Genomic DNA, 22,945 nt, shown 5'->3' on the forward strand with positions numbered 1-22,945 from the left:
CAGTCCGTGAAGGGAGGTCTGCAGGCGCTGATTGTTCTGAAATCTGGAATGATCTCTGCCGAAATCCGGCAATTGTGCCGTGACGCTTTTCCTGTGAACGGTGTCGGCCTGTCTTGCAGGAGATCACATGCTTCTGAATCGCCGGACATTCACCGCCCTCACCGTGGCTTCCGTTGCGACGGCGGCCGTGCTGCCGCACCGGGCCCGCGCCGCAGGCCGTCCATCGTTCAAGGCCATTGCCTTCGACGGCTTTCCGATCATCGATCCGCGTCCGGTGTTCGCGCGGGTGGACGAGATGTTCCCGGGCAAGGGCGCCGAGTTGAGCGCCTCCTGGCGAACGCGGCAGTTCGAGTATGGCTGGCTCAGGACTCTCGGCGGACGCTACACCGATTTCTGGCATATCACCGAGGACGCGCTCGTCTTCGCAGCCAAGGCCATGAAGATCGAGCTGTCATCGGAACAGCGCGACCGTCTGATGCAGACATATCTGGAGCTGAAGGCGTGGCCCGATGTTCTGCCGGCGCTCAGGCAACTCCGCGCGGCCGGCGTGCGCATGGCGTTCGTGTCAAATCTCACCGCGTCGATGCTCGATGCTGTGGTCAGGAATTCCGGGCTGGAAGGACTATTCGAGCCTCACCTCTCGACCGACAAGGTTCGCGCCTTCAAACCCGACGCCCGCGCCTATCAGATGGGTGTCGATGCCTTCGGGCTGCGCAAAGAGGAGATCGTCTTTGCCGCGTTCGCGGGCTGGGATGTCGCTGGAGCGAAGTGGTTCGGCTATCCAACCTTCTGGATCAATCGCGCCCATGCGACCGTCGAGGAGCTCGGCGTCGTGCCCGATGGAATCGGATCGGGATTGAACGATCTCATCACCTTCGCGACCGCGTGAGGTGCGTTACTCGGCCTTGAATGGCCGGGTCAGCAAGCCTTCGATCGCGGCATCGATCGTCAGGCGGTCGCTCAGGATCGCGGCGACTGCATTTGACACCGGCATATCGACCTTTTGTACGGCGGCGAGCTCGCACAACACCGGCGCGGTGAACGCGCCTTCGGCGAGCTTGCCGACCGGTGCCGCTTCGCCGCGTCCCAGCGCGAGGCCGAGCGCGAAATTGCGCGACTGCGCGGTCGAGCAGCTGAGCAGGAGATCGCCAAGCCCCGAGAGGCCGGAAAGCGTTTCGGTACGCGCACCGCACGCGCGGCCCAGGCGTGCGAGCTCGCTGAAACCGCGCGTGGTCAGGGCGGCGAGCGCGGAGGCGCCGAGATTCTTGCCGACGACGATGCCGGCGGCGATCGCCAGCACATTCTTGGCCGCGCCACCGATCTCGACACCGCGCACGTCCGTGGTGTGGTAGGGCCGGAACGTCGCCGAGCCGAGTGCCTGGACCAGCGCGCGGGCGAGCGCTTCGTCATTTGCCGCCAGCGTCACCGCCGTCGGCAATCCGCGCGCGACGTCGTCGGCAAAGCTCGGTCCCGACAGGATCGCTGGCACGGCGCGCGGCGCGGCTTCCGCGACCACCTCGGTCATGAATTTGTGCGTGCCGTGCTCGATGCCCTTGGCGCAGGCAATCACCGGTGTGTCGGGTTTGAGGTGCGGCGCAAGATGTCCGACCGCTGCACGCAGATGCTGCGCCGGGGTCACCGCGAGGATGATGTCCGCGCGCGCGGCCGCGGCGATATCCGACGTCACTGCGATGCTTGGCTGAAGCTGGACGCCGGCCAGCTTCGGATTTACCCGCGTCGCCTGGATCTGCGCCGCATGTCCGGCATTGCGCGCATACAGCGTCACCTTGCGCCCGGCGCGTGCCGCGACCTCGGCCAATGCCGTGCCCCAGGCGCCGGCTCCGATCACGCTGACTGACATGTGCGCGGGCATTGGACCCCTCGGTTCAATATCCGGCGCGGCTGTTGACGTGGCCGGCCGGCGCCTTGGCGTTGGCGTCGAGCAGCCAGCGGGCGCGCGGCGGCGCTTCCAGCGTGTCGATGAGTCCGAGCGCCATCCGCTCGGCGCCGGCCCAGGCGATCATCGCGCCGTTGTCGGTGCAGAGCGCCGGCGGCGGAATGATCAGCGTGGTCTGCGCTTTCGCGGCGACATCCTGCAGCGCGCTGCGGATCGCGTGGTTGGCGGCAACACCACCGGCTGCGACCAGCGCGCGCGGCGTGCCGAAGCGTTCCTGGAACAGCTTCAACCCGACGGTCAGCCGGTCCGCGGTCGCGTCCAGCACCGCGGCCTGGAAGCTCGCGCAGAGGTCGCTGATATCCTGCGGCTCCAATGGCTCCAGCCGGCTCGCTTCATTACGCACCGCCGTCTTCAATCCCGACAGCGAGAAGTTCGCATCGGGACGCCCGAGCATCGGGCGCGGAAAGGCAAACCGCGTCGGGTCGCCGCCGGCCGCCGCGCGCTCGACCTGCGGTCCGCCGGGATAGGGCAGCGACAGCATCTTCGCCACCTTGTCGAACGCCTCGCCCATCGCATCGTCGACCGTGGTGCCGAGCCGGACATATTCGCCGACCCCGACCACCGCGACGATCTGGGTGTGACCGCCCGAGGCCAGGAACAGGCAATAGGGAAACGCCAGCGCGCAGGTCAGCCGCGGCGTCAGCGCGTGCGCCTCGAGATGGTTCACCGCGATCAACGGCGTGTCGTGCACCATCGCGATTGCCTTCGCAGTGGTTAGGCCGACGATCACGCCGCCGATCAGGCCGGGACCGGCGGCGGCCGCCACCGCCGACAATTGGCCGTAGCCGACGCCGGCCTCCTTCATGGCGGAAGCGACGATGCCGTCGAGCAGGTCGACATGGGCGCGCGCCGCGATCTCCGGCACCACACCGCCGAAGCGGGCATGCTCCTCGGTCTGCGAGCGGACGACGTTGGACAGAATCCTTGCCTGTCCGTCAGCCTGGCGCTCGACCACGGCGGCTGCGGTTTCATCGCAGGTGGTCTCGATCCCCAACACCAGCATCGGTGGTTCGTGTCCCAAATTCGGCCCTTGTGCTACCAGCATGATCCGGCCAGGCCGGAACCGGTTTCCGGCAAGATCATGCTCATCAAATGTCCCCTCCGGGGTAGCATTGCGAGGTCTGAAAGTGCAATCGGTCGGCAAGGTCCAATTTCCGAGGCTGGAGGCCTGACCCCGTGACCATCCTTGTCACACGACCGCATCCGGACAGTGACGCGACGCTCGCGACGCTGCGCCAGCGCGGCTACGAGGCGATCGCGGCGCCGGTGCTGCGCTTCGAGCCGCTGCCGTTCCATGACGACGATGCGGATTATGACGCGGTCATCCTGACCAGCGCCAACGCGCTGCGGGCGATCGATCTCGGCGCCAGCAGGCTGCTGCGGCTGCCGCTGTTCGCGGTGGGCGAGCATACCGCCGATGCCGCGCGCGCGGCGGGCTTCGACAAGGTGATCGCCGCCAAGGGCGACGCGATCTCGCTGCGCGATCTGGTGCTCGCGCGGGTCAAGGCCGGCGAGCTGCCGGCGTCCGCCATGCTGCTCTACCTCGCCGGCGCCGACCTGTCGCGCGATCTCGCCGGCGAACTCAGCGAGGGGGGCCTGACCGTCGTCACCCACACCACCTACCGGATGGCGCCGGTGGCCGCCCTTCCAAGGGAGGTCAGCGACGCCTTCATGGCGAACCGGATCACGGCGGTGCTGCATTATTCCCGCCGCAGCGCGCAGGCCTTCCTGGACACAATCCGGGCCGACGGCCTGGAGATTTCGGCGCTCGCGCTGCCGCAGTGCTGCATCTCGGCTGCGGTGGCCGCGGTGCTCCATGACGCCGGCGCGACCAATGTGGTGGTGGCGGCGCGCCCGGACGAAAACGCCCTGCTGGAGGCGCTCGACCGTACAATGCGGCCGTGAGCGGAATAATTCTTTCGTCTGACCATGATGTTAGGCAATGCTCCGGTTTTCGGATCGTGCTCTAAGAGCCTGACGGAGCGGGTCGCGTTAAGGTAACGCGACCAAACAAATGGATGAGGGCATGATCCGATTCAATCGGGTCGGATCATGCTCTAGAATGTGCGGCCAGTAGTTTTGAGGACCCTCGCGATGGCTGAAGAAAGGCCCGACGACACAGGACCTTCGCCGGATTCCCGGCCCAAGCGCGCGCCGCCGACCATCGATCTGCAGGCGACCGAGATCTCCAGCGAACCGTCGAAGGCCGAGGCCAGCGCGGACGCCGCCAACGACGCTGACAAGGCCGCGGAGGCAGCTGCGCCTGCGGCGGAGCCGCATCCCGATCCTGCCCCTCATGCAGAGCCGCAGCCGGAGGCCGCATCCGCCGCGCCGGATACCGAGCCGTCGCGGCCGGTGTCGCCCTGGGTGGTGGCGCCGGTGTCGGGCGCGGTCGCCGCCGCGCTGGTGATCGGGGTCGGCTGGCTGCTCGGCTGGCCCTCGGTGCCGTCGGCGTCCGCGCCGCAGCCCGGCGCCGCAACGATCGACGAACTCGGCACGCGCCTGACCGCGCTCGAAACAAAGGCGAGCCGGCCGGCCGCTGCGGTCGCCGATCCCGCGGCAACCGCAAGGCTCGAGGCACTCGACAAATCGATCGCCGCACTGCGCACCGAGCTTGCCGCGACGCGGGCGCAATCCGACAAGCTTGCCACTGCGGTCAATGACGCGAAGTCTGCGCCACGCGATGGCGCGGTGGCGCCTGACATCTCCGGCATCACGGCGCGCATCGACAAGGTCGAGGGCGCAGTGAAGGCGCAGGGTGCCGCGATCGCCAAGCAGGACAGCAAGATCGCCGACACCAAGGCCGAGGCGAAGGCGGATGACGTGCCGCTGCGCCGCGTGGTCGCGGCGTCGCTGCTCGACGTCGCGGTGCGTCACGGCGATCCCTATGCGTCGGCGCTCGAGGCCGCCAAGGCGATCACCGACAATCCCGACATGCTGAAGCCGCTCGACGTGTTCGCTGCGTCAGGCGTGCCGAATCCGAACCAGCTGTGCCGCGAGTTGATCGAGATCGTGCCGAAGCTTGCGCCGCCGCCGCCGGAAGCTGCTGCGGCCAGCGCCGGGCTGGTCGACCGCCTGCAGGCAGGCGCATCCAAGCTGATCCGCATCGAGCGGACCGACGGCACGGGCACCGACCGCGGCAGCATCGTCGCGCGCGTGACATCGGCCGCCGTACATAATGATCTCGCCTTGACCGAACGCGAATTGAAGTCGTTGCCGCCGGCCGATCGCACCGCGGCGCAAGCCTGGCTCGCCAAGGTGGACGCACGCCGTGCCGCGCTCGACGCGTCGCGGAAATTTGCCGACAACGCCATGGCGGCGCTCGCCACGGTCAATCAATAGATTCTTGCAATGGGTTCTTGATGATCCGGATCATTCTGTTCCTGCTGCTGATCGCGCTCGCTGCAATGGGTGCCGCCTGGTTGGCCGATCAGCCCGGCGATCTCGTGCTGAATTGGGGCGGCTTGCGGCTGACGTCCAAGCAGCCGATGTACCTGCTCGGCCTTATCATCGTCGTCGCAATGGTCGCCGGCATGGTCCTGCGCGCGCTGTGGAAGGTCCCCGGGCACATCCGCCGCGGCCAGCGCGAGCGGCGCCATGCCCGCGGCCGTCACGCCATCACGCAGGGCCTGCTCGCGATCGGGCATGGCGATTCCTCTGCGGCGCGTGCGCATGCCGAGGTGGCGCGGCGTCATGCGGCAGGTGATCCGCTGGCGCTGTTGCTGCACGCGCAATCGGCGCAGCTCGACGGCGACCGCGACGGCGCGCAGCGCGCCTTCCGTGCCATGGCCGAACGCGCCGACACGCGGCTGCTCGGCCTGCGCGGCCTGTTCATCGAGGCGCAGCGCGCCGACGATCCGGTGGCGGCCGTGATGATCGCCGAGGAGGCGCTGAAGATGTCGCCGTCCTCGTCATGGGCCTCGCATGCGGTGCTCGGCTTCTGCTGCGCCAAGGGTGATTGGGCCGGCGCGCTGTCGATCATCGACAACAACCAGACTGCCGGGTTGATCGACAAGGCGACCTATCGGCGGCAGCGCGGCGTGCTGCTGACGGCGCGCGCGCTGGAATTCGAAACCGTCGATCGCGACCTGTCGCGCTCGAGCGCGATGGAGGCGCTCAAGCTGGCGCCGACGCTGATCCCGGCCGCCGTGCTCGCGGCCAAGTTCGAGAGCGAAGCACATCAGGTGCGCCGCGCGATGCGCATCGTCGAGGCCGCGTGGCTGGCGCAGCCGCATCCCGATCTGGCCGACGCCTATTCGCATGTGCGGCTCGGCGATTCCGCGCGCCAGCGCCTGGTGCGGGTCGAGACGCTGGCGGCGAAAACGCCAGGCCATATCGAAGGCGCGCTGGCGATCGCGCGGGCCGCGATCGATGCGTCCGAGTTTGCCAAAGCGCGCGCGGCGCTGGAGCCGTTCACGGCGGCGCCGACGCAGCGCGTTGCGCTGCTGATGGCCGAGATCGAACGCACCGAGCATGGTGACAGCGGTCGGGCGCGCGCGTGGACCCTGCGCGCGGTGCGCGCGCTGCACGATCCGGTCTGGACCGCGGATGGCTATGTCTCGGATCGCTGGCGTCCGGTCTCGCCGGTCACCGGCCGTCTCGATGCCTTCCAGTGGCAGACGCCGGTGGCAGCGCTGCCGTCCGACAAGGGCAATGCGATCGAGCCCTCGCCGTTCGAGGAGGCGATGCTGGCACCGCGCCGGGTCGAGCCGCCCAGGGAGGTGGCCATCGAGCCGGAGGCGGCCAAGCCGACGGAAGCAGCCAAGCCGGTCGAGGCGGTCGAGGTCAAACCAATTGAGCCCAAACCCGCGGAGCCTGCCACGCCGGCTGCGCAGGACAACGCCCCGCTGCCGGCGGCGACCGAGGCCGAGCCAGCCCCCGTTTCAGCCGGTCCCCCAGCACCGGAGCCGGCTCCGCCGCCGGCGGCCGAATCAGCGCCGCCTGCGCCGGCCCCCCTGTTCCGTTCGCGGACCGATCTGCCCAAGGCGGCGCCGGCGCCGATTCCGGCCGTGATCCCGATCATCCGGGCCCCTGACGACCCCGGCGTCGACGAGGACGGTGCCGTGGACGAGTTTGCGGAACAAATCGGCCCGCCCAAGGCCCAGGCGGGCGGTTGGCGCGGATTTCTGTCACGTTTGGGAAGCTAATTTGCGGTTAGATGGCAGGTGGGTGGTTCGATAGCCGCGTTTTCCTTGCCAATCGGGGTCATGCCCGATATCAGGTGGCGCGCGAGCTCACGCCGTCGCCGAACGGTTCGCCGCAATAGCTCAGTTGGTAGAGCACGTCATTCGTAATGACGGGGTCGGGGGTTCGAGTCCCTCTTGCGGCACCACTCCCCAGGAACATCTCCCGCCTCGATCCGCGGTCGCGCCTTGGCCGGCTGGATTCCCGCGCCGCACCATCCACTCACGATCGCCACCGCGACCACGCCGCCATCACGGCAATTCGGTCCGCGCAAGCCGACTAAATGATGGGTGAGATCGGGCGCGACGTGGCGCAAAATTGCCGCACACGGAATTAGTATTCGCCGGTCGTACGATCCTGGGTTGTATGTGCTCGCGCGAAAGGTTTAATACTTTGAAACGCGGCTTAATACTTTGAAATGCGATTGCCGGGGGAATGGCGTTGGGACGCGAGGGTCATGACAGCGAGCTTCAAGGACAGCTTGCGTTCGTGAACGAATTCCAGCGCGCTCACGACCGCCCGCTGCGCGTCCTGCATATCGGTAATATCGCGAACAACGCTTACAACAATGCGCTGATTCAGCGTCGCTTTGGCATCGAAGCGGACGTCGTCTGCTACAACTACTACCACGTCATGGGTTGCCCGGAATGGGAGGCCGCAAGCTTCGACGGCCGTGTCGACAACATGTTCCCGGATTGGTGGGCCACCGAGTTGGGCGGTTGGCGGCGACCGGATTGGTTTGTGCAAGGCCCCGTGCTCGATTGCCTTTCGTACCTTCGCGCGAAGAACGCCGGCGACAGTGAAGCCGCAACATTCTTCTGGACGCTGTTGCAGGCGCGATATTGGGAGATGCTTGACGGCATCGCCGCCGCAGAGAGCCGGGTCCGTCCGGAAATGCCGGAGCATCTGGCTGAGGCGATCACGATTGCACGCGATTTTCAGGACTTCCAGGCCCAGAAGTCCGCAGAAATCCTGCAGCGGCTCGATGAGCAGACCATCGCTCCGCCGGATTCGGCAATAGAGCCTGCGCTCTCCGCCGTTTCGCCGACGTCATCAAAGATTGCCTCGCCGGATCCGCTGACTGAGCGAGGCCGCTCAGGCGCCAACGAAGATCCGGCGTTTCGCGGCTCGCGATCGCCAGATCCGGAGGGACCGGGCCGCCTGATATCGATTTATCGCGCCTTGCTCACGAAGCATGTGTTTGCTCATTTGCGCCGCGAGGCGGAAACCGGAATTGTCGCCGGGCCGAGTTTGGCAGTCGCAATCTGGCGAAGCCAGAGACGCAGCCGCGGCCTGCCGCGCTTTGGATTCGAGTTTCCCCCTGGCGTCTTCACGATCCCGGATCCCGACACCGCAGTGCCGGCTGCAAGCAAAGGCAACGAATATCGCGCGGTTCGCAGTCCGCAGCCGCCAGACCTCAAGGGACCAGGCCGCCTCTTATCGATTTATCGCGCCTTGCTCACGAAGCATGTGTTTGCTCATTTGCGGCGCGAGGCGGAATCCGGGGTTGTCCGCGAGCCGAGCTTGGCGGTCGCAATCTGGCGGAGCCAGAGACGCAGCCGCGGCCTGCCGTGCTTCGGATTCGAGTTTCCGCCTGAAGTCTTCACGATCCCGAATCCCGACGCCGCTGCGCCAACTGCAAGCGAAGACAACGACTATCGGTCGTTTCGCGGTCCGCAGCCGCCGGATCCCAAGCGGCCAGGCCGCCTGATATCGACCTATCGTGCCTTGCTCATGAAGCATGTGTTCATTCATTTGCGGCGTGAGGCGGAGACCGGCGTTGCCGCCGGGTCGAGCCTGGCGGTTGCCATCTGGCGAAGTCAGCGACACAGCCGCGGTCTGCCGCGTTTTGGATTCGAGTTTCCGGCCGATGCCTTCACGGCCGCGGATCCTGACGCCGCGACGCCGGTTGCGAGCGAAAGCCATGTCCTTGCGATCCCGGATTCTGGCACCGCAGCGCCGGCCGCAAGCATGAGCGCGGCCGCCGACGTCGGAGCGCTGGTCATCCCCGTGGTCACCCGCCCGAACGTCAACGATCGTCCGGAGTTTCGCTACTTCGAAAAGTACGGCAAGGGAGAGGATCGAAACGCCCCGCAACGTGCGGCACTGCTTGGTGACGTGCTGCGGGAGTTCACGGACTACCCGGCAGACGCACTGGTCTCCGTCGAAGCCTTCGCATCGTCCGTCGCCAATGAGTTTGCGGACGTGTTGGAGCATTACGACATCATTCAGGGGTATTCGATCGACGGGTTCATTCCGTTCATCAACGGATTCAAGAACTATACGTGTTATGAACACGGCACGCTGCGGGAAGTGCCTTTCGAGAAGACCTACAATGGCATTCTTTGTTCAGCGTCGTACAAGAATGCGGCGTTCTCGTTCGTGACCAACTCGGACGTGCTGCCGTCCGTGAAGCGGCTCAGATTGAAGAGGGAGCGGACGGTTTACCTTCCGCACGCCTTCGATGATGAAAAGATTTCCACCTTTCGCGCAAAGCACAATATCCCGGAGCGGGACTCCAAGATCACCACATTCTTTAGCCCGACGCGGCATCACTGGCGCGCCGCACCTGTCTCGATGCAGAAGGGCAATGATCTCTTCTTGAGCGCCGCAGCGCAGGTTGCGCAGACGGATCGCGATTTTCGCATCATCCTGGTCGAGTGGGGCGTTGACGTTCACCGAAGCAGGGAGCTCATTCGGGAGCTTCGCATCGAAGACATGGTCTCGTGGATCCCGTCGCTCAACAAGGCGGAGCTTCGGCAGCTCTACTGCGCGAGCGACGTCGTGGTCGATCAGTTCAGGATCCCGGCGATGGGCGGAGTGACCTTTGAGGCCATGGCGCTCGGACGCCGGGTCATCACCAATCTTGATGAAGCCCAATCGGCGGAGTTCTTTGGAGTGGCTCCGCCCTGCCTGGTCGCCGATAGCATCGGGTCGTGCGCGGCCCGGATTTCCGAAGTTCTTGCCGATCCGCTGGACGACGATGGCCGCGGCGACGCCGCGCGTCGGTGGTTCGAGCAATGTCATTCCGCGCAGCGCGTGGTCGCGCTCCAGCTGGCCGCCTATAGGACGATTTGCGCCGCTTAGAGTCCTTCCCTACCACTTCGCTCAACGCCCTAGATCCGCACGCCGCACAGCCAGCTCATGATCGCAGTCGCGATCATGCACTCACACAGCCGCTCATGCGACATGGCTAGTCTCCCGCCGACCCGCGGGCCGGCGATCAGCTCCGGCATCCGGCAATGTTCGCCCTGCCCCCAAACCAAAGGCGCGCGTTTCCTCCAACCCGGACGCCAGGCGTGCGAGCGATGCCTGAGACGCGCGGAGCAGCGAAGTCCTCGGTCGCGACGACTCTTCAATGCGCCAGTGGATCGGGGCGCAGTTGCAGCTTGTAGACGCGCGGCTGCTCCGATTTCCCGGTTTCGGCATGAAACACCGCACGTGTACCCGACGTGGTCCACAGTCCGCGTCCCTTCCACCCGCCGTTAGGGTCGTCGATGCGGCCGTCCACGTTTTTGGTGAAGAAGGACGCCGGGTAGGGGACGTGGAATTCGAGCATCTTGCCGCCGACCAGCGCAGTAATGGCCTCGCCGCCGTTTGTCATCGCGAGAGGCACGTCCTCACCGAGGCCGAAGGTGTTGAAGCGATCGACCCAGACATAATAGGCGTGGTTGGCGCTTCCTCTATTGTCGACCCCCTCGAACTGCGGACCGGGGAAGCGATAGACCGTCCAGCCCTCATAGCATTGTTCGCCGGTGACCGCCTTGGCTCCCGTCAATGGCTCCTTGCACTTCGATCGGTCGAAGCTCGCCAATTGGCCGCTCGACAGCGCGGTCCAGGCGACGCCCTTGCCGTCGATATCGAGACCGCGCGGCCCCCAGGTACCGGGCGGCGGCTGGAAAAGTTCGGCCAAAGCGGTGTTGGCGGGATCCGAACCGGGAATGAAGTGGACGAGATATCCCGGCTGATCCAGGTTGGAGAAGCCGCTGTCCATCGACTGACCCCAGATCGTGTCGTCGACCGGGCTCGCTTGGACGCCGTACCAACCTGCCACCACGCGCTTCTGCTTCGTGAGATCCACCGGCTGGCCGATCTCGACATACTCGCCACGTTTGCCCCATCCCGGGACGTCGACGATCAGCGGCGCCCAGCCTTGCGAAGTCTTGGCATCGTGGGTCTCCAGATACTTCCTGGTGTTCAGCCAGCCGACCGCGGGAAAACCTGCTCCACCGGCACTGGTCCACAACGTGTTGTCGCGATCATGCCCGAAGTAGAGATGCTGGGTGGTGAAGCAGGTGGGAATGAGCTCGAACTTCTTCGTCGCAGGATCATAGAGCGAGAGGTGACGTACCGACTCTTTCAGCGGCGCGACCTTGGCCGACGGATGATCGCCCCCTGCCTTGCACCAGTCGGGATTGTCCGCACTGCGGACGCGGGCTGCAAACCAGACGCGGTTGGCATCATCGATGATGAGATTGTGGTTGGAGGTGTGGCCATCCCAGATCGGCTCATCGCCCCAGAAAACCGAGGTTCCGAGCGGATCGTCCTTCACCGACGGTGTTCCTGGCATGAACGGGTGCTCGATGTTCCAGGTCTTGTTGTTCACGGGATCGAGGACCGGCACCAGATCCGTCGATTCCTCCGGCGAGCCGTAAATGTAGCCGTTGGCATTGACGCGCGGATTGCGCTTGTCGGTCGAAATGGCGTCGTGCATGTAGTGTGTCGGCGACGCCCAATCCCAGAGTGTGACGACGACATTCCGCTCCAGCCCGGTGGGCCTCTGCGGTTTGGTCGCGGGCAATTGGCCCTCCGCGATCCGGTCTGTCCAATCCGCGAAAAGCGACAGACCAAGGTCCGGCCCGACGCGGGCGATGCCGGTCGCCATCCGCGTCATCGCCTGACCGGACTGAATTCGCCGCATCCACATCTCGGTCGAGTTCTTGAATTCCCCGAGCTCCTTGACGTGAGGCGAACGGATGTTTTCGCTTCCGAGCGCGTGACAGGACTGACAGGTGTTCTTGATGAGGTCGATCCAGTTTCCCTGGTTCTTCATGAAGCTCGGCACGTGATTGCCGTTATCGCCCGTGCCGGGAAACTGATCCGCTGCCGGGATTTTCAGCATCGCGTACCAATACATGCCGGGATAATATTTCGCAGCCGCGGCCGGGGTTGGCGCCAGCGTCGCATTCAGTCTGAGCTGCTGTCCCGGCTCGGCCTCCACACGGCTTGAATCGACCAGGCCGTAACCGCGGACCCAAACCTTGTATTTTGCCTTCGGCAGATCCGGAATGAGATAGCGGCCCGTGTCATCCGTAACGACGATCTTGGCGTACCTCGTCGGTAGCTCCATCGTTTCGGCAATAACCCAGACGCCCCCTTCCGGTCCCGCAGTGCTCGAGACAATGCCGGCGATGTCGGTGGGCCCCACAGAAACCTGCTCACCGGACTGAGCCGAAGCGGCCGATACCGCGGAAAAGATGGCGATAACGCCACCCAGAGAGCTGAACACCGCGCGCAATTGCGCTTTCCTGTTCACAGGCATCATCTCCCTTCCTCCGCTTTTTATTTTCGATTGGCAGCCTGCGACTTACGTTGGCTATGGGTCAAGGGCATTTTTGAAAGACGCTCCCGTGAGCAGGCCCGGCGGTTTCCTTGGCGAGCATTCGCAATGGCGCCGGCGGACACAGCCTACTCACCCGTCGTAATGACGGGGGCGGAGGTCCGAGTACCTCTCCCCGCTGCGACGCAGGAACTGTCCAGCCTGGAGACGTGGGTGACATCCCGTAGCGGCCTGGCGCGACAAAGCGGCACCAATTCGCAAGGCCGTCCTCCGCCTAGATCCGCACTCCGCACAATCCGCTCATGATCGCAATCGCGATCAGCGCGCCCATCGCGAGCCCGGTTGCCCAGATCCGGTTGGCAATGGTGGTGGCGACGCCGTGCGCGATCAGCACGCCGCGCAATCCTGAAGCCAGGTGGCCGAGGACGAAGAAGACACCAAGCGCGTAGTGCGGCACCAGGCGAATGCTCCAGGCGTCATGGATCAGGCCGGTCGGTGCTCCCGAGGCCCAGTCCCAATTGGTGTCGATGTGGTGCACGGCCCGCGCCGAGACGAATGCGGAATTCAGATGGGTGACGATGAACGCTGCGAGGTAGACGCCGGAGCCGATCTGAAACACGCGGTACGCATCCGCCGGCAGCGCGCTCCAGCGCCATGCCAGCCGCACACCGACGGCGATCTGGAACAGCATCAGGCCGACGAGGATCGGTTCGATCACGGAGGAGCGATAGACCGTGCGTCCGATCTTCATCACGGCGCCATGAACCTCGGGTCCGAACAGGCCCAGCAGATGATTGGTGAGATGAAACGCGACGTAGAACAGGATGATCGCCGCAGCGATGCCATGCGTGACGCGCCATTTGGCAATGGAGGGAGCAATCGCGGCTGACGTCGCCGGCCGTTCCGGCTCGCCGCCGAGCAGCACGTAGAGACCCGCGGCGAGCCAGGCCGCGACCCATACCAGCTCGTCGCTGACGGGGATGTGCAGCAGTCCGAGGCCGACGCCGGTCAGCACGAACAACGGCGGCGCACCGACGCTGATGTATGCGAGGCGCCGTGCACGCAGTTCGAACGACGAAGGCGCGGCCATAGTCATCCAATAGGCGCACGCAAGACCGAGCAAGGGCACGACCGTCGCGGCCAGCAGGCAGAGGGCCGCCAGGGCGAGTCGCCCGAATGACATTCGCCCATCGGTTGGTGAGACCGCGAGGTGAAATGCATCGAGCAGGAACGGATAAGCCATCGCTCCAGCGACCGGGGTCATCGAACGGAGCTTTTCGGCGGCCGCATTCGCCAAACCATCATCGCCGGGCCGCACGCGACCTTGATCAAATGCACTCACTGAATTCTCCAGACTTCAAGCATCGTGAAAGAGAAGGCCAGACCGACGAATCTATTCCAGGTCATCATCGGAGGCGTGGCACACAAGCCCGTGCTGTCGACGCCGGCGTGCACGGGCGGACGTCGTCGTGTCGAGACCATGTCTCAGGGCCATAACCTACGGTGATACGAGGCCGCCGATAGGACCAAGTTCCAACAATCCGACTGGACTATGCCAATCTGTTGACCGCTGCTGTCCAGATGGCGTGAGGCATCTCACAAAGTACGCCGCTCGACCGCGCTATTTTCCCGCCCAACAACGGGAGAACAACAATGCGCAAACTCATCCTGATCGCGGCGATGGTTTTGATATCTGCCTCCGCGCAGGCGGGCGAACGAAGCCTGTCGTTGGGCGGGGCCGGGTCGTTGCCGGCGACGGCGTCGAATTCGGTCATTACGGCAGGCAAGGTTGCCGATCCGCCGGTCGTGCCCGCCGTCGCGCCGCCGGTTGCGCCAAAGTATGTTGAGCGCGCAGCGCCCGTCGCGCCGCCAGCTCCCGCTCCGCAGCCGCAAGCTCAGCCGGCCGCGCAGCAGGCGCCGGCGCAACAGCAAGAAAATGTTCGGCCGTCAGTGCAATCGGACGCACGGCCGGCGCCGCAGCAGCCGACGAATTGGCACAGGTCGAGCCATCGCCGCCACGCGCGGCGCTGGACCGAGGGCCGCATCATCGGCGAGCTGCATCGCCACGGCATCTATTGGTAGACGCGGCGGCGTCACAAACGAAAGCGCCCCTGGATCGGATCCAGGGGCGCCTTGCGTCGAGCGTGTTCGATGCGTTGGCTGCGTTAGTCGGCGACCGTCTGCACGACGTTGCCGATCGGCCGGCCCGTTGCGATCGGCTTCTCGGTCTTTGCCATCATCGCGTCGTATTCGGGCAGCGTCTCGATCTGGGTCTTGGCCTTCATCCAGACCACCTTGTAGCCGCCGGCCTTCAGCTTGCGCAGCAATGTCGGCAGCGCCTGCGCGGTATGCTTCTGCAAATCGTGCATCAGGATGATGCCCTTGTGCTCCTTGTCGAGCTTGGTCATCACGTTGTTGATCACCTCGTCGGAGCTCTTGGACTTGAAGTCGTTGGAGTCGACGTCGACCGAGAACATCGCGATGTTGCGGGTGCCGAGATAGGCAGTGGTCGCCGGCGTGTGCGCCAGTGCCGGGAAGCGGAAGAACGGAGCCGGATTGGCGCCGAGCGCCAGCTTCACCGCGCTAAAACCCTTCTCGATCTCGTCCTTGGCCTGCTGCTCGGTGATCTTCTTGCCCGCCAGATGTGCGTGCGACCAGGTGTGGGCGCCGATGGTGTGGCCGGCGGCGGCGACCTGGCGGAGGATGTCAGGGTGATAGGTGGTGTGCAGGCCGATCGGGAAGAACACCGCCTTGGTGCACTCGTCCGCCAGCGCCTTGAGCACGGCGGGCGTGGTCGGCCACGGACCGTCGTCGAAGGTCAGCACGACCTCATGGTCGGTCAGGAAGTCATATTGCTTGTACTGCAGGAAGCCGAAGCCCGGGCCACCTGTCGTGTCGACCACGACCGTGCGGCTGACGCCGAGCCCATCGGGATTGGCGCATTTCGGCATGGCCGCGACGGGAGCCGGCATCGGCGCCGGTGCGGGGGCGGCGGCCGGGGCTGCCGCCTGGGTGGCGTCGGCGCGCTTCGACAGCGCAGCGGTCGTGTCGACGTCGTCCCTGGCGGTCTGCTTTGCCGCCGCGGGGAGCGGATCGGCCTGGGCTGCTGCCGTTGTCTGCGGAGGAGCCGCGTCGGCACGCGGGGAGGAGGTCCAGAACCACACGCCGGCAATCACGATCGCCGCTACAACACTGGCCAGCATCAGGCCCAACGCACTACGCATCGCTACACACTCTCTCGGAACTTAAGGATACGCCACAGCCGTAACGAGCGATTAATGCCAACAAGGTCTTAACGCGGTCCCAACAAGGCGGCGGAACGACAAGAAAAAGCGGGCCTTATCCATGCGTGATGACCATCACAGTCGGCCAGCCCGCTCCCATGCAGGATCGGACCATCAAACAAGGGCCCGCGATTTGCGGCGCCGATGGGAGCCGATCATGACCGCCATCTTCAAGAGCCGGGTTCACGTCCGCAGCGCCAGCATCGTACTGGCGATTGTGACCACCGTTGCCGTGCTGTCGCCGACCGCGGGTTTTGCGTTCAGCGCCGAAGCGCAGCAGATGTGCACAGGCGATGCGTTCCGCCTGTGCAGCTCCGAGATACCGAACATCCCCAGGATCACCGCCTGCATGGTCAGGAATCGCTCCCAGCTGAGCAGCAGCTGCCGCGTCGTGCTGGATCGCGATCTCGCCGCGCAGCGCCGGGCCGCCGCGGAGTGATCTGCCGGCCTCGGTTGGGATGGACCTGCGGCGACGGGACGCAGGCCCGCCCCACGCCGTCACCTCGGGCCGAAACCAGCCGGCGCGCCAGTTTCAAGCTTCTTGGCAGCGCTGAAACGCTATAGAACCGGCGTTCTATTCCTTAGAGGCTTTGAGAGATGACCCGATTTCTGTTTGCCGTCGTTCCACTGGTTCTGCTGACGTCGGCCGCCTCGGCACAGCAGCAGGGGCGTGATGCCTGCTCGCGCGATGCCTCGCGGTTCTGCCGCGCCCATCTCAGCGAGGGCGATCAGGTCGTGCTGGCCTGCCTGAAGGAGCATCGCAGCCGGCTCAGCAAGGCCTGCCAGCAGACGCTCACCGATAACGGGCAGTAACCAGATTCACGTGCTGCTGCCCGCCGCGGTCGCGACCACCGGGATCACTTCCTTGGCGGCGCGGTCCGGGGTCTCGTCCTTCCAGCGTACCGAGCCGAACGGCCGCTCCAGCATCCGGCGCACCCGGATCGGCTCGGCGCCGATGTGGAAGTCGGCCGCCTTCTGATGCAGCTCGCGCTCGATCTGGGTGGCGCGGTTGCGCTGGCGCAGGAAATCGAGCCAGGTCGGACAATGATAGCGCTCGGTCCACAATTCGGGATCGGCGATGTCGCGCGCGATCGACCAGCCATAGGCGCCGTTGCGCTGACGGCTGAGCTGCACGTCCTGCATCACATTGTGGAAGGCGCGGGCGTTGTCCTGTGCCACCCGGTATTCGATCTCGACCACCAGCGGGCCGCTGCGGCCGGTCAGTTGCAGCCGCACTTCGGGATCGGCCAGCGTCTCGGTCGCGTCCTCGTTGCGCGCGCCGACCGGCGGCATCCGGAGCCAGATCCCGAGCAGCGGCGACAACAGCATCAGGCCGGCGGAGATCAACAGCGCCATCTCGACGCCGCCGAGGTCGGTGATGCGGCCCCAGCACCAGCTTCCGATCGCGATGCCGCCGGCGATCGAGGCCTGAAAGGCCGCCAGCGAGCGGCCGGCGACCCAGCGCGGCGCCGAGAGCTGCACGCCGATATTGAACAGCGCGATGGCCAGCATCCATACCGCGCCGGCAACCACCAGCGCGGCGGCGGTGATGACCGGCTGCTTGCTCACCGCGACGATCGCGATCGCAACGCCCATCAGCAGCGCGCAGGTCCGCACCGCGGCCTCGCCGCTGAGCCGGCTGCGGATCTCGCTGATGTTGAGTGCGCCGATCACCGCGCCCATGCCGAAGGCGCCGAGCATGATGCCGTAGGTCTGTGCGCCGCCGTGCAAGAGGTCGCGCGCCACCAGCGGCATCAGCGCCGAGACCGAGCCGCCGATGATGCCGGTCACCATGGTGCGGGTCAGCACGATCTTGATCGACGGTGAATTGGTGATGTAGCGCACGCCGGAGACGATGGCGCGGTTGAGCCGCTCGCGCGGCAGCCGCGACGGCTCGCTGACGCGATTCCACAGGAACAGCACCACCAGCAGCGGCAGATACAGCACGGCATTGGCCGCGAAGGCCGCCACGGCGCCGGCGGACGCCACCACAATGCCGCCGATCGCGGGACCGAAGCTGCGCGCGATGTTGTAGCTGATGCCGTTCAGCGCGACCGCGGCGGGCAGCGTCTCCGACGGCACCTGCTCGCTGACCGAGGATTGCCAGGCCGGGCCGAACAGCGCCATGCCGCTGCCGACCACGAAGCAAAGCGCGAGCAGGACGTTCGGCGTCACCATGTTGAGCCAGGCCAGCACGGTCAGCGTGGTGGCGCCGGACAGCGCGATCGCCAGCGACACCAGCGCCACGATGCGGCGGTCATGCATGTCGGCGATGGCGCCGGCCGGCATCGAGATCAGCATCACCGGCAGCATCAGCGCGGTCTGCACCAGCGCCACCTTGTCGGCCTCCGCGGTCATCTGAGTCATCGCCCAGGCGGCGCCGACGCCCTGGATCAGGATGCCGAGATTGGAGAGCAGGCTGGCGAGCCAGATTCGCCGGAAGATTGAATGCCGCAACGGTGCAGTGATACTGTCTGGGCGCTTCGGCGGTTCGGTCATATCCGGTTCCGGTTGGCCTGCTATGGTTTGTTGAATGATTCCGGCTGCATCAACTGATGCCCGGCAAACGCGTGTCCTGTCCAGCGCTTACGGTATCCTTTAAGGGGGTAGGACACAGCTAAAGCCCTGAAAGGCTTGGGGAAGGGGACCAATGGCGCTGTCGCGGCGGAGATTTTTTCAAGGGGCCGGCGCCCTGACCCTGCTGGCCGGCCGCCTCCCTGTCCCGGCCCTCGCCCAGCCGGCGCCGGCCGGCGACATCCCGCCGATCCTGCTCGTGCACGGCAATGGCGATCACGCCGCGCTCTGGATGACGACGCTGTGGCGGATGGAGTCCAACGGCGTGCCGCGCGAACGGATGGCCGCAATCAATTTCACCGATCCGCTGGCGCGCGCCGACGACAAGGTCGAGCAGGCGGGCCGCTCCTCGACCGAGGATCAGCGCCGCGCGCTCGCCGAGGCGGTCAGGGAGCTCAAACAGAGCAGCGGCGCCGCGCGGATCGCGCTGGTCGGGAATTCGCGTGGCGGCAATGCGATCCGCAACACCATCAAGAATGGCGGCGGCGACGACATCAGCCACGCGGTGCTGTGCGGTACGCCCAATCACGGCGTCTATGCGTCCGACGACGGCCTCGGCAACGAGTTCAACGGGCGCGGTCCGTTCCTGCGCGGGCTGAACGATGGCGACAGCGAGGTGACCGCGGGCACCGCGTTCCTGACCTTGCGCAGCGACGGGCTCGACAAATACGCCCAGGCCGACGGCCGCTTCATCGGCAAGCCGGGTACGCCGACCAACGTCACGACGGAGGGTCCGGCGCTGAAGGGCGCGACCAATCTGGTGCTCGGCGCGGTCGATCATCGCGAGACCGCGTATCATCCGCGCGCCTTTCGCGAGATCTACAGGTTCGTCGCCGGCCGTGAGCCGTCGCGGATCGAGATCGTGCCGGAGACGGCGGTGCGATTGAGCGGCCTTGTCACGGGCACGCCGGGCGGTGTGCCGACCAACCGGCCGGTGCCGGGCGCCGTGGTCGACATCTATCGTGTGTCGGCAGAGACCGGCGAGCGCCTCGGCGGCCCGCTGCACAGCTCGCAGACCGGCGCCGACGGGCGCTGGGGGCCGGCGCAGGTCGCTCCGTCCTGGCCGCTCGAATTCGTGCTGACCTCGCCTGATGCGGTGACGACGCACATCTATCGCTCGCCGTTTCCGCGTTCCTCCGAGATCGTGCATCTGCGCGCCGCGCGACCCATGCTGCCGGCCGATGCCGGTGCAGGCGCCATCGTGCTGATGTCGCGGCCGCGCGGCTACTTCGGCCTGCCGCGCGATATCGTGCTGTTCGACGGCAAGGAGCCGTCCGACGTCAAATCCGGCGTGCCGACGGACGCGGTGACGACGCTGCGGCTCGCAGCCGCCGAGGTCGGCCGTCCGGTCGCCGCGATCTTCAACGCCGAGCGCATCGTGATGCGGGCCTGGCCGGCGTCGGAGAACCGGATTGCGGTGGCCGAGCTGACTTATTAGGTCTGGTGGAGGGTCCGCGCGCCTTCATGGCGCCGGGATCGCATGGCCGGATCGGCCGTTGCGTGAGGCAGGAAGCGAGGACCATGAGCATAGCTGAAGTCTACGGTATCACGGTCACGCGGCGTCCTTTGGTCCCGCCGGCCCCGCCTCGCGCACCCGCCGACATGGGCGCGTTCCAGCGGATGCGGGTGATGCGCAACTCGCCGATCGAGACCTGGGGCCAGCGCGCCTATGAGGACGACATCGTCCAGGGCCGCTTCCTCAACCATTCGAGCTTCATCCTCAACACGCCGGATGCGATCCGCCATGTGCTGGTCGACAATTACGAGAACTACCACCGCACGCCGGCCGGGCTGCGCGTGCTGCGTCCGATGCTGGGCGAGGGATTGCTGATCGCCGAGGGCCGTGCGTGGAAGCATCAGCGCCGCACCCTGGCGCCGGCGTTCACGCCGCGCGCGGTGACGACGCTGGTGCCCTACATGATCGCGGCGATCGACGAGACCATCGCCAAGCTGAAGACCGCGAGCGGCGGTCCGGTCGATCTGCGCGAGGTGATGCAACGCATGACGCTGGAGATCGCCGGCCGCACCATGTTCTCGTTCGGCATGGATCGCCACGGCGCCGCGCTGCGCGACTTCGTGATGGAGTATGGCGACACGCTGGCGCGGCCGCACATGCTGGACCTGCTGTTGCCGTTGAGCTGGCCGACTCCGCAGGATTTCCGCCGCGCCCGCTTCCGCAAGCGCTGGACCGCATTCGTCGGCATGCTGATGGCCGAGCGCCGCGCCGCCGGCAAGGATGACAACGCGCCGGCCCGCGACCTGTTCGACCTGATGGGCGCCGCGCGCGATCCTGAAACCGGCCAGGCCTTCACCGATGCCCAGCTTGGCGACCAGGTCGCGACCATGATCCTGGCCGGCCATGAGACGACCGCGACTGCGCTGTTCTGGGCGCTTTATCTGTTGGCGCTCGATCCCGAGACCCAGGAACAATTGGCAGCAGAAGTCAGCAGCGTGGCGACATCGGGTGCGCTCGATTTCGAGAAGCTGAAGTTCACCCGCGCCGTGATCGATGAAACCATGCGGCTTTATCCGCCGGCATTCCTGATCGCGCGTGCGGCGGGCGGTCCCGACACCATCATGGGCCGTCCGGTCAGGAAGGGTGACGTAATCCTGATCGCGCCGTGGCTGTTGCACCGGCATGAGAAACTGTGGCGCGACCCGAATGCGTTCGTACCACAGCGTTTCATGGCGGAAACGCCGCCGGATCGCTTTGCCTATCTGCCGTTCGGTGTTGGCGCGAGGGTCTGCATCGGCGCACATTTTGCGCTGGTCGAGGCGACGCTCGCGCTCGCGAAGATCATCGGCGCGTTCCGCGTCGCGCTGGCGGACAAGGACCCGGTGCTTCCGATCGGCGTGGTGACGACACAGCCGAACCGCTCTCCGGTGTTCACGATCAAGCCGCGCTGACCTTGCGCGGCGGTGTTCCGATGCTCATCTAGGGGCTCACCATGAGCGATACGCAGGCCCACTTCGCAGTCCTCAGGCAGACGACCGATCCGGCCGTCGTCGATGCCATGCAGCAGCTGATCTCCGATGGCCATGATCGCGAGCTCAATCGCATCAACGTTCTGGATTTCGCGGGCCGTACCGGGCTCGACCAGGAGAAGGTGATCTCCGGCTTCCTGCATGCGTCGCGGCTCGGCCTGTTCGACATGAGCTGGAACGTGCTGTGTCCGGGCTGTGGCGGCGTGCTCGATGCCCACACCACGCTGAAGTCGCTGCGCCATGACGATTACAATTGCGCGCTGTGCGCGGCCGGCTACGAGGCCTCGGTCGACGAGTTGGTCGAGGTTGCCTTCACCGTCAGCCCGCGCGTCCGGCACATTGCCGCGCACGATCCCAATACGCTGCCGATCTGGGAATATTTCCGGCAGATCTTCTGGAGTTCCGGGATCGAGTTCGACGAGAGCTCGGTGTCGACCCTGATCAATGAGGTGACGCTGGAGGGGCTCGAGCTGCCGCCCGGCGAAAAGGCGATCCTGTCGCTCAACCTGCCCAACCAGTTCGTCATCGTGTTCGAGCCGGTGACGCATTCGGCGCACTTCTTTGCCGTCGAGGGCGAGCCGACCACCGATCGTCAGCAGTTCTCGATCGCGTTCAACAAGTCGCATGCGCCGACCGGCACTTCGACAATGCGGCCGGGGCCGCTGCGGCTCGTGCTGGAGAATCATGCCGACGTTCGCGTGCTGCCGTCGGTGTGGATCGCCGGCGATCCGCTGCACAAATTGCTCGGCAAGCGCAAGCCGATCCTCACCGCGAAGCGGATGCTGTCGAATCAGACTTTCCGCGACGTGTTCAAGGCCGACAATCTCACCGTCGACCAGCGGCTGAAGATTACCGCGCTGACCTTCCTGTTCACCGATCTCAAGGGCTCGACCGCGCTCTATGAGCGGGTCGGCGATCTCGCCGCATTCGATCTGGTGCGCGCGCATTTCCACGCACTGCTCGATATAATCGCCTCCGAGCGCGGCGCCGTCGTGAAGACGATCGGCGATGCCGTGATGGCGACCTTCATCCGGCCCGAGCACGCATTGTCGGCCGGCCTGCGCATGCGGGCGGCGATGAAGCAGCTCAACACCGAGCGCGGCAAGGAGGATCTCGTCGTCAAGATCGGCATCCATGAGGGGCCGTGCCTCGCGGTGACGCTGAACGAGCGGCAGGATTATTTCGGCCAGACCGTGAATATCGCAGCCAGGGTGCAGAGCCTGTCGACGTCGCAGGAGATCCATCTGACCCAACCGGTGATGGAATCGGCTGAAGTGGCCGGCATCCTCGATCGCGCGGCGATCAAGCCGATCCAGAAGGAAGCGGCGCTGCGCGGCATTGCCGACAAGCTCGTGGTGTATGAAATACCGTAATCATATTGCAGAAATGTAATGCTTGCCG

The 22,945-nt window shown here is 65.7% G+C and carries 17 protein-coding genes and 1 tRNA gene; 12 read left to right on the forward strand and 6 right to left on the reverse strand.

Annotation, left to right across the window (positions count from 1 at the left end; genetic code table 11):
* The first annotated feature begins 127 nt into the window (after nt 1–127).
* A complete protein-coding gene (locus CK489_RS09030; RefSeq protein ID WP_095732053.1) occupies nt 128–889 on the forward strand; it encodes a haloacid dehalogenase type II in 762 nt (253 codons plus the stop codon).
* 6 nt (nt 890–895) lie between these two features.
* Here the strand turns inward: CK489_RS09030 and CK489_RS09035 are convergent, their stop codons facing one another.
* Nucleotides 896–1,873, reverse strand: a complete 978-nt coding sequence (locus CK489_RS09035; protein ID WP_095732054.1) for an NAD(P)H-dependent glycerol-3-phosphate dehydrogenase — start codon at nt 1,871–1,873, stop codon at nt 896–898.
* A 13-nt stretch (nt 1,874–1,886) separates the two neighbouring features.
* Nucleotides 1,887–2,960 (reverse strand): tRNA (adenosine(37)-N6)-threonylcarbamoyltransferase complex transferase subunit TsaD, encoded by a 1,074-nt coding sequence (gene tsaD / locus CK489_RS09040; protein WP_095732055.1) that lies wholly within the window; start codon nt 2,958–2,960, stop codon nt 1,887–1,889.
* A gap of 173 nt (nt 2,961–3,133) precedes the next feature.
* On the opposite strand from tsaD, the gene CK489_RS09045 reads away from it, so the two are divergent.
* From CK489_RS09045 to CK489_RS09065, 5 genes are all read left to right on the forward strand, one after another.
* Nucleotides 3,134–3,862, forward strand: coding sequence for a uroporphyrinogen-III synthase (locus CK489_RS09045; protein ID WP_095732056.1), 729 nt, complete (start codon nt 3,134–3,136; stop codon nt 3,860–3,862).
* A gap of 189 nt (nt 3,863–4,051) precedes the next feature.
* The gene (locus tag CK489_RS09050) at nt 4,052–5,299 is read left to right on the forward strand and encodes a COG4223 family protein (protein ID WP_095732057.1); all 1,248 of its coding nucleotides are present in this window, start codon (nt 4,052–4,054) and stop codon (nt 5,297–5,299) included.
* 20 nt (nt 5,300–5,319) lie between these two features.
* Nucleotides 5,320–7,104 carry a heme biosynthesis HemY N-terminal domain-containing protein gene (locus tag CK489_RS09055; RefSeq protein WP_095732058.1) on the forward strand — a complete coding sequence of 595 codons (1,785 nt, stop codon included), beginning with the start codon at nt 5,320–5,322 and terminating at the stop codon, nt 7,102–7,104.
* Nucleotides 7,105–7,213: 109 nt separating this feature from the next.
* Nucleotides 7,214–7,289 (forward strand) — tRNA-Thr (locus CK489_RS09060).
* A 341-nt stretch (nt 7,290–7,630) separates the two neighbouring features.
* Entirely contained in the window at nt 7,631–10,228 is a 2,598-nt protein-coding gene (locus CK489_RS09065) for a glycosyltransferase (protein WP_158226423.1), read from the forward strand.
* A gap of 268 nt (nt 10,229–10,496) precedes the next feature.
* On the opposite strand, the gene CK489_RS09070 is transcribed toward CK489_RS09065, so the two are convergent.
* Nucleotides 10,497–12,569, reverse strand: a complete 2,073-nt coding sequence (locus tag CK489_RS09070; protein ID WP_245350297.1) for a carboxypeptidase-like regulatory domain-containing protein — start codon at nt 12,567–12,569, stop codon at nt 10,497–10,499.
* A gap of 406 nt (nt 12,570–12,975) precedes the next feature.
* Entirely contained in the window at nt 12,976–14,043 is a 1,068-nt protein-coding gene (locus CK489_RS09075) for a hypothetical protein (RefSeq protein ID WP_245350298.1), read from the reverse strand.
* 311 nt (nt 14,044–14,354) lie between these two features.
* Between CK489_RS09075 and CK489_RS09080 the strand changes: the two genes are divergently transcribed.
* Entirely contained in the window at nt 14,355–14,783 is a 429-nt protein-coding gene (locus tag CK489_RS09080) for a hypothetical protein (protein WP_095732061.1), read from the forward strand.
* Between the two features lie 83 nt (nt 14,784–14,866).
* Here CK489_RS09080 and CK489_RS09085 read toward each other — a convergent pair whose 3' ends face one another.
* Nucleotides 14,867–15,925, reverse strand: a complete 1,059-nt coding sequence (locus tag CK489_RS09085) for a polysaccharide deacetylase family protein (protein ID WP_095732062.1) — start codon at nt 15,923–15,925, stop codon at nt 14,867–14,869.
* Between the two features lie 217 nt (nt 15,926–16,142).
* Between CK489_RS09085 and CK489_RS09090 the strand changes: the two genes are divergently transcribed.
* Nucleotides 16,143–16,424, forward strand: a complete 282-nt coding sequence (locus tag CK489_RS09090) for a hypothetical protein (RefSeq protein WP_095732063.1) — start codon at nt 16,143–16,145, stop codon at nt 16,422–16,424.
* Between the two features lie 158 nt (nt 16,425–16,582).
* Nucleotides 16,583–16,798, forward strand: coding sequence for a cysteine rich repeat-containing protein (locus CK489_RS09095; RefSeq protein ID WP_050631287.1), 216 nt, complete (start codon nt 16,583–16,585; stop codon nt 16,796–16,798).
* A gap of 6 nt (nt 16,799–16,804) precedes the next feature.
* Here CK489_RS09095 and CK489_RS09100 read toward each other — a convergent pair whose 3' ends face one another.
* The gene (locus CK489_RS09100; protein ID WP_095732064.1) at nt 16,805–18,484 is read right to left on the reverse strand and encodes an MFS transporter; all 1,680 of its coding nucleotides are present in this window, start codon (nt 18,482–18,484) and stop codon (nt 16,805–16,807) included.
* A gap of 151 nt (nt 18,485–18,635) precedes the next feature.
* On the opposite strand from CK489_RS09100, the gene CK489_RS09105 reads away from it, so the two are divergent.
* The 3 genes from CK489_RS09105 to CK489_RS09115 all read left to right on the forward strand — a co-directional run bounded on the left by CK489_RS09105 (nt 18,636) and on the right by CK489_RS09115 (nt 22,917).
* Nucleotides 18,636–19,997, forward strand: coding sequence for a hydrolase (locus tag CK489_RS09105; protein WP_095732065.1), 1,362 nt, complete (start codon nt 18,636–18,638; stop codon nt 19,995–19,997).
* A gap of 83 nt (nt 19,998–20,080) precedes the next feature.
* Nucleotides 20,081–21,466 (forward strand): cytochrome P450, encoded by a 1,386-nt coding sequence (locus CK489_RS09110; protein WP_095732105.1) that lies wholly within the window; start codon nt 20,081–20,083, stop codon nt 21,464–21,466.
* A 41-nt stretch (nt 21,467–21,507) separates the two neighbouring features.
* The gene (locus tag CK489_RS09115; protein WP_095732066.1) at nt 21,508–22,917 is read left to right on the forward strand and encodes an adenylate/guanylate cyclase domain-containing protein; all 1,410 of its coding nucleotides are present in this window, start codon (nt 21,508–21,510) and stop codon (nt 22,915–22,917) included.
* Nucleotides 22,918–22,945 lie beyond the last annotated feature (28 nt).

Source organism: Bradyrhizobium sp. UFLA03-84 (assembly GCF_002289535.1).
GTDB classification, from domain to species: domain Bacteria; phylum Pseudomonadota; class Alphaproteobacteria; order Rhizobiales; family Xanthobacteraceae; genus Bradyrhizobium; species Bradyrhizobium viridifuturi.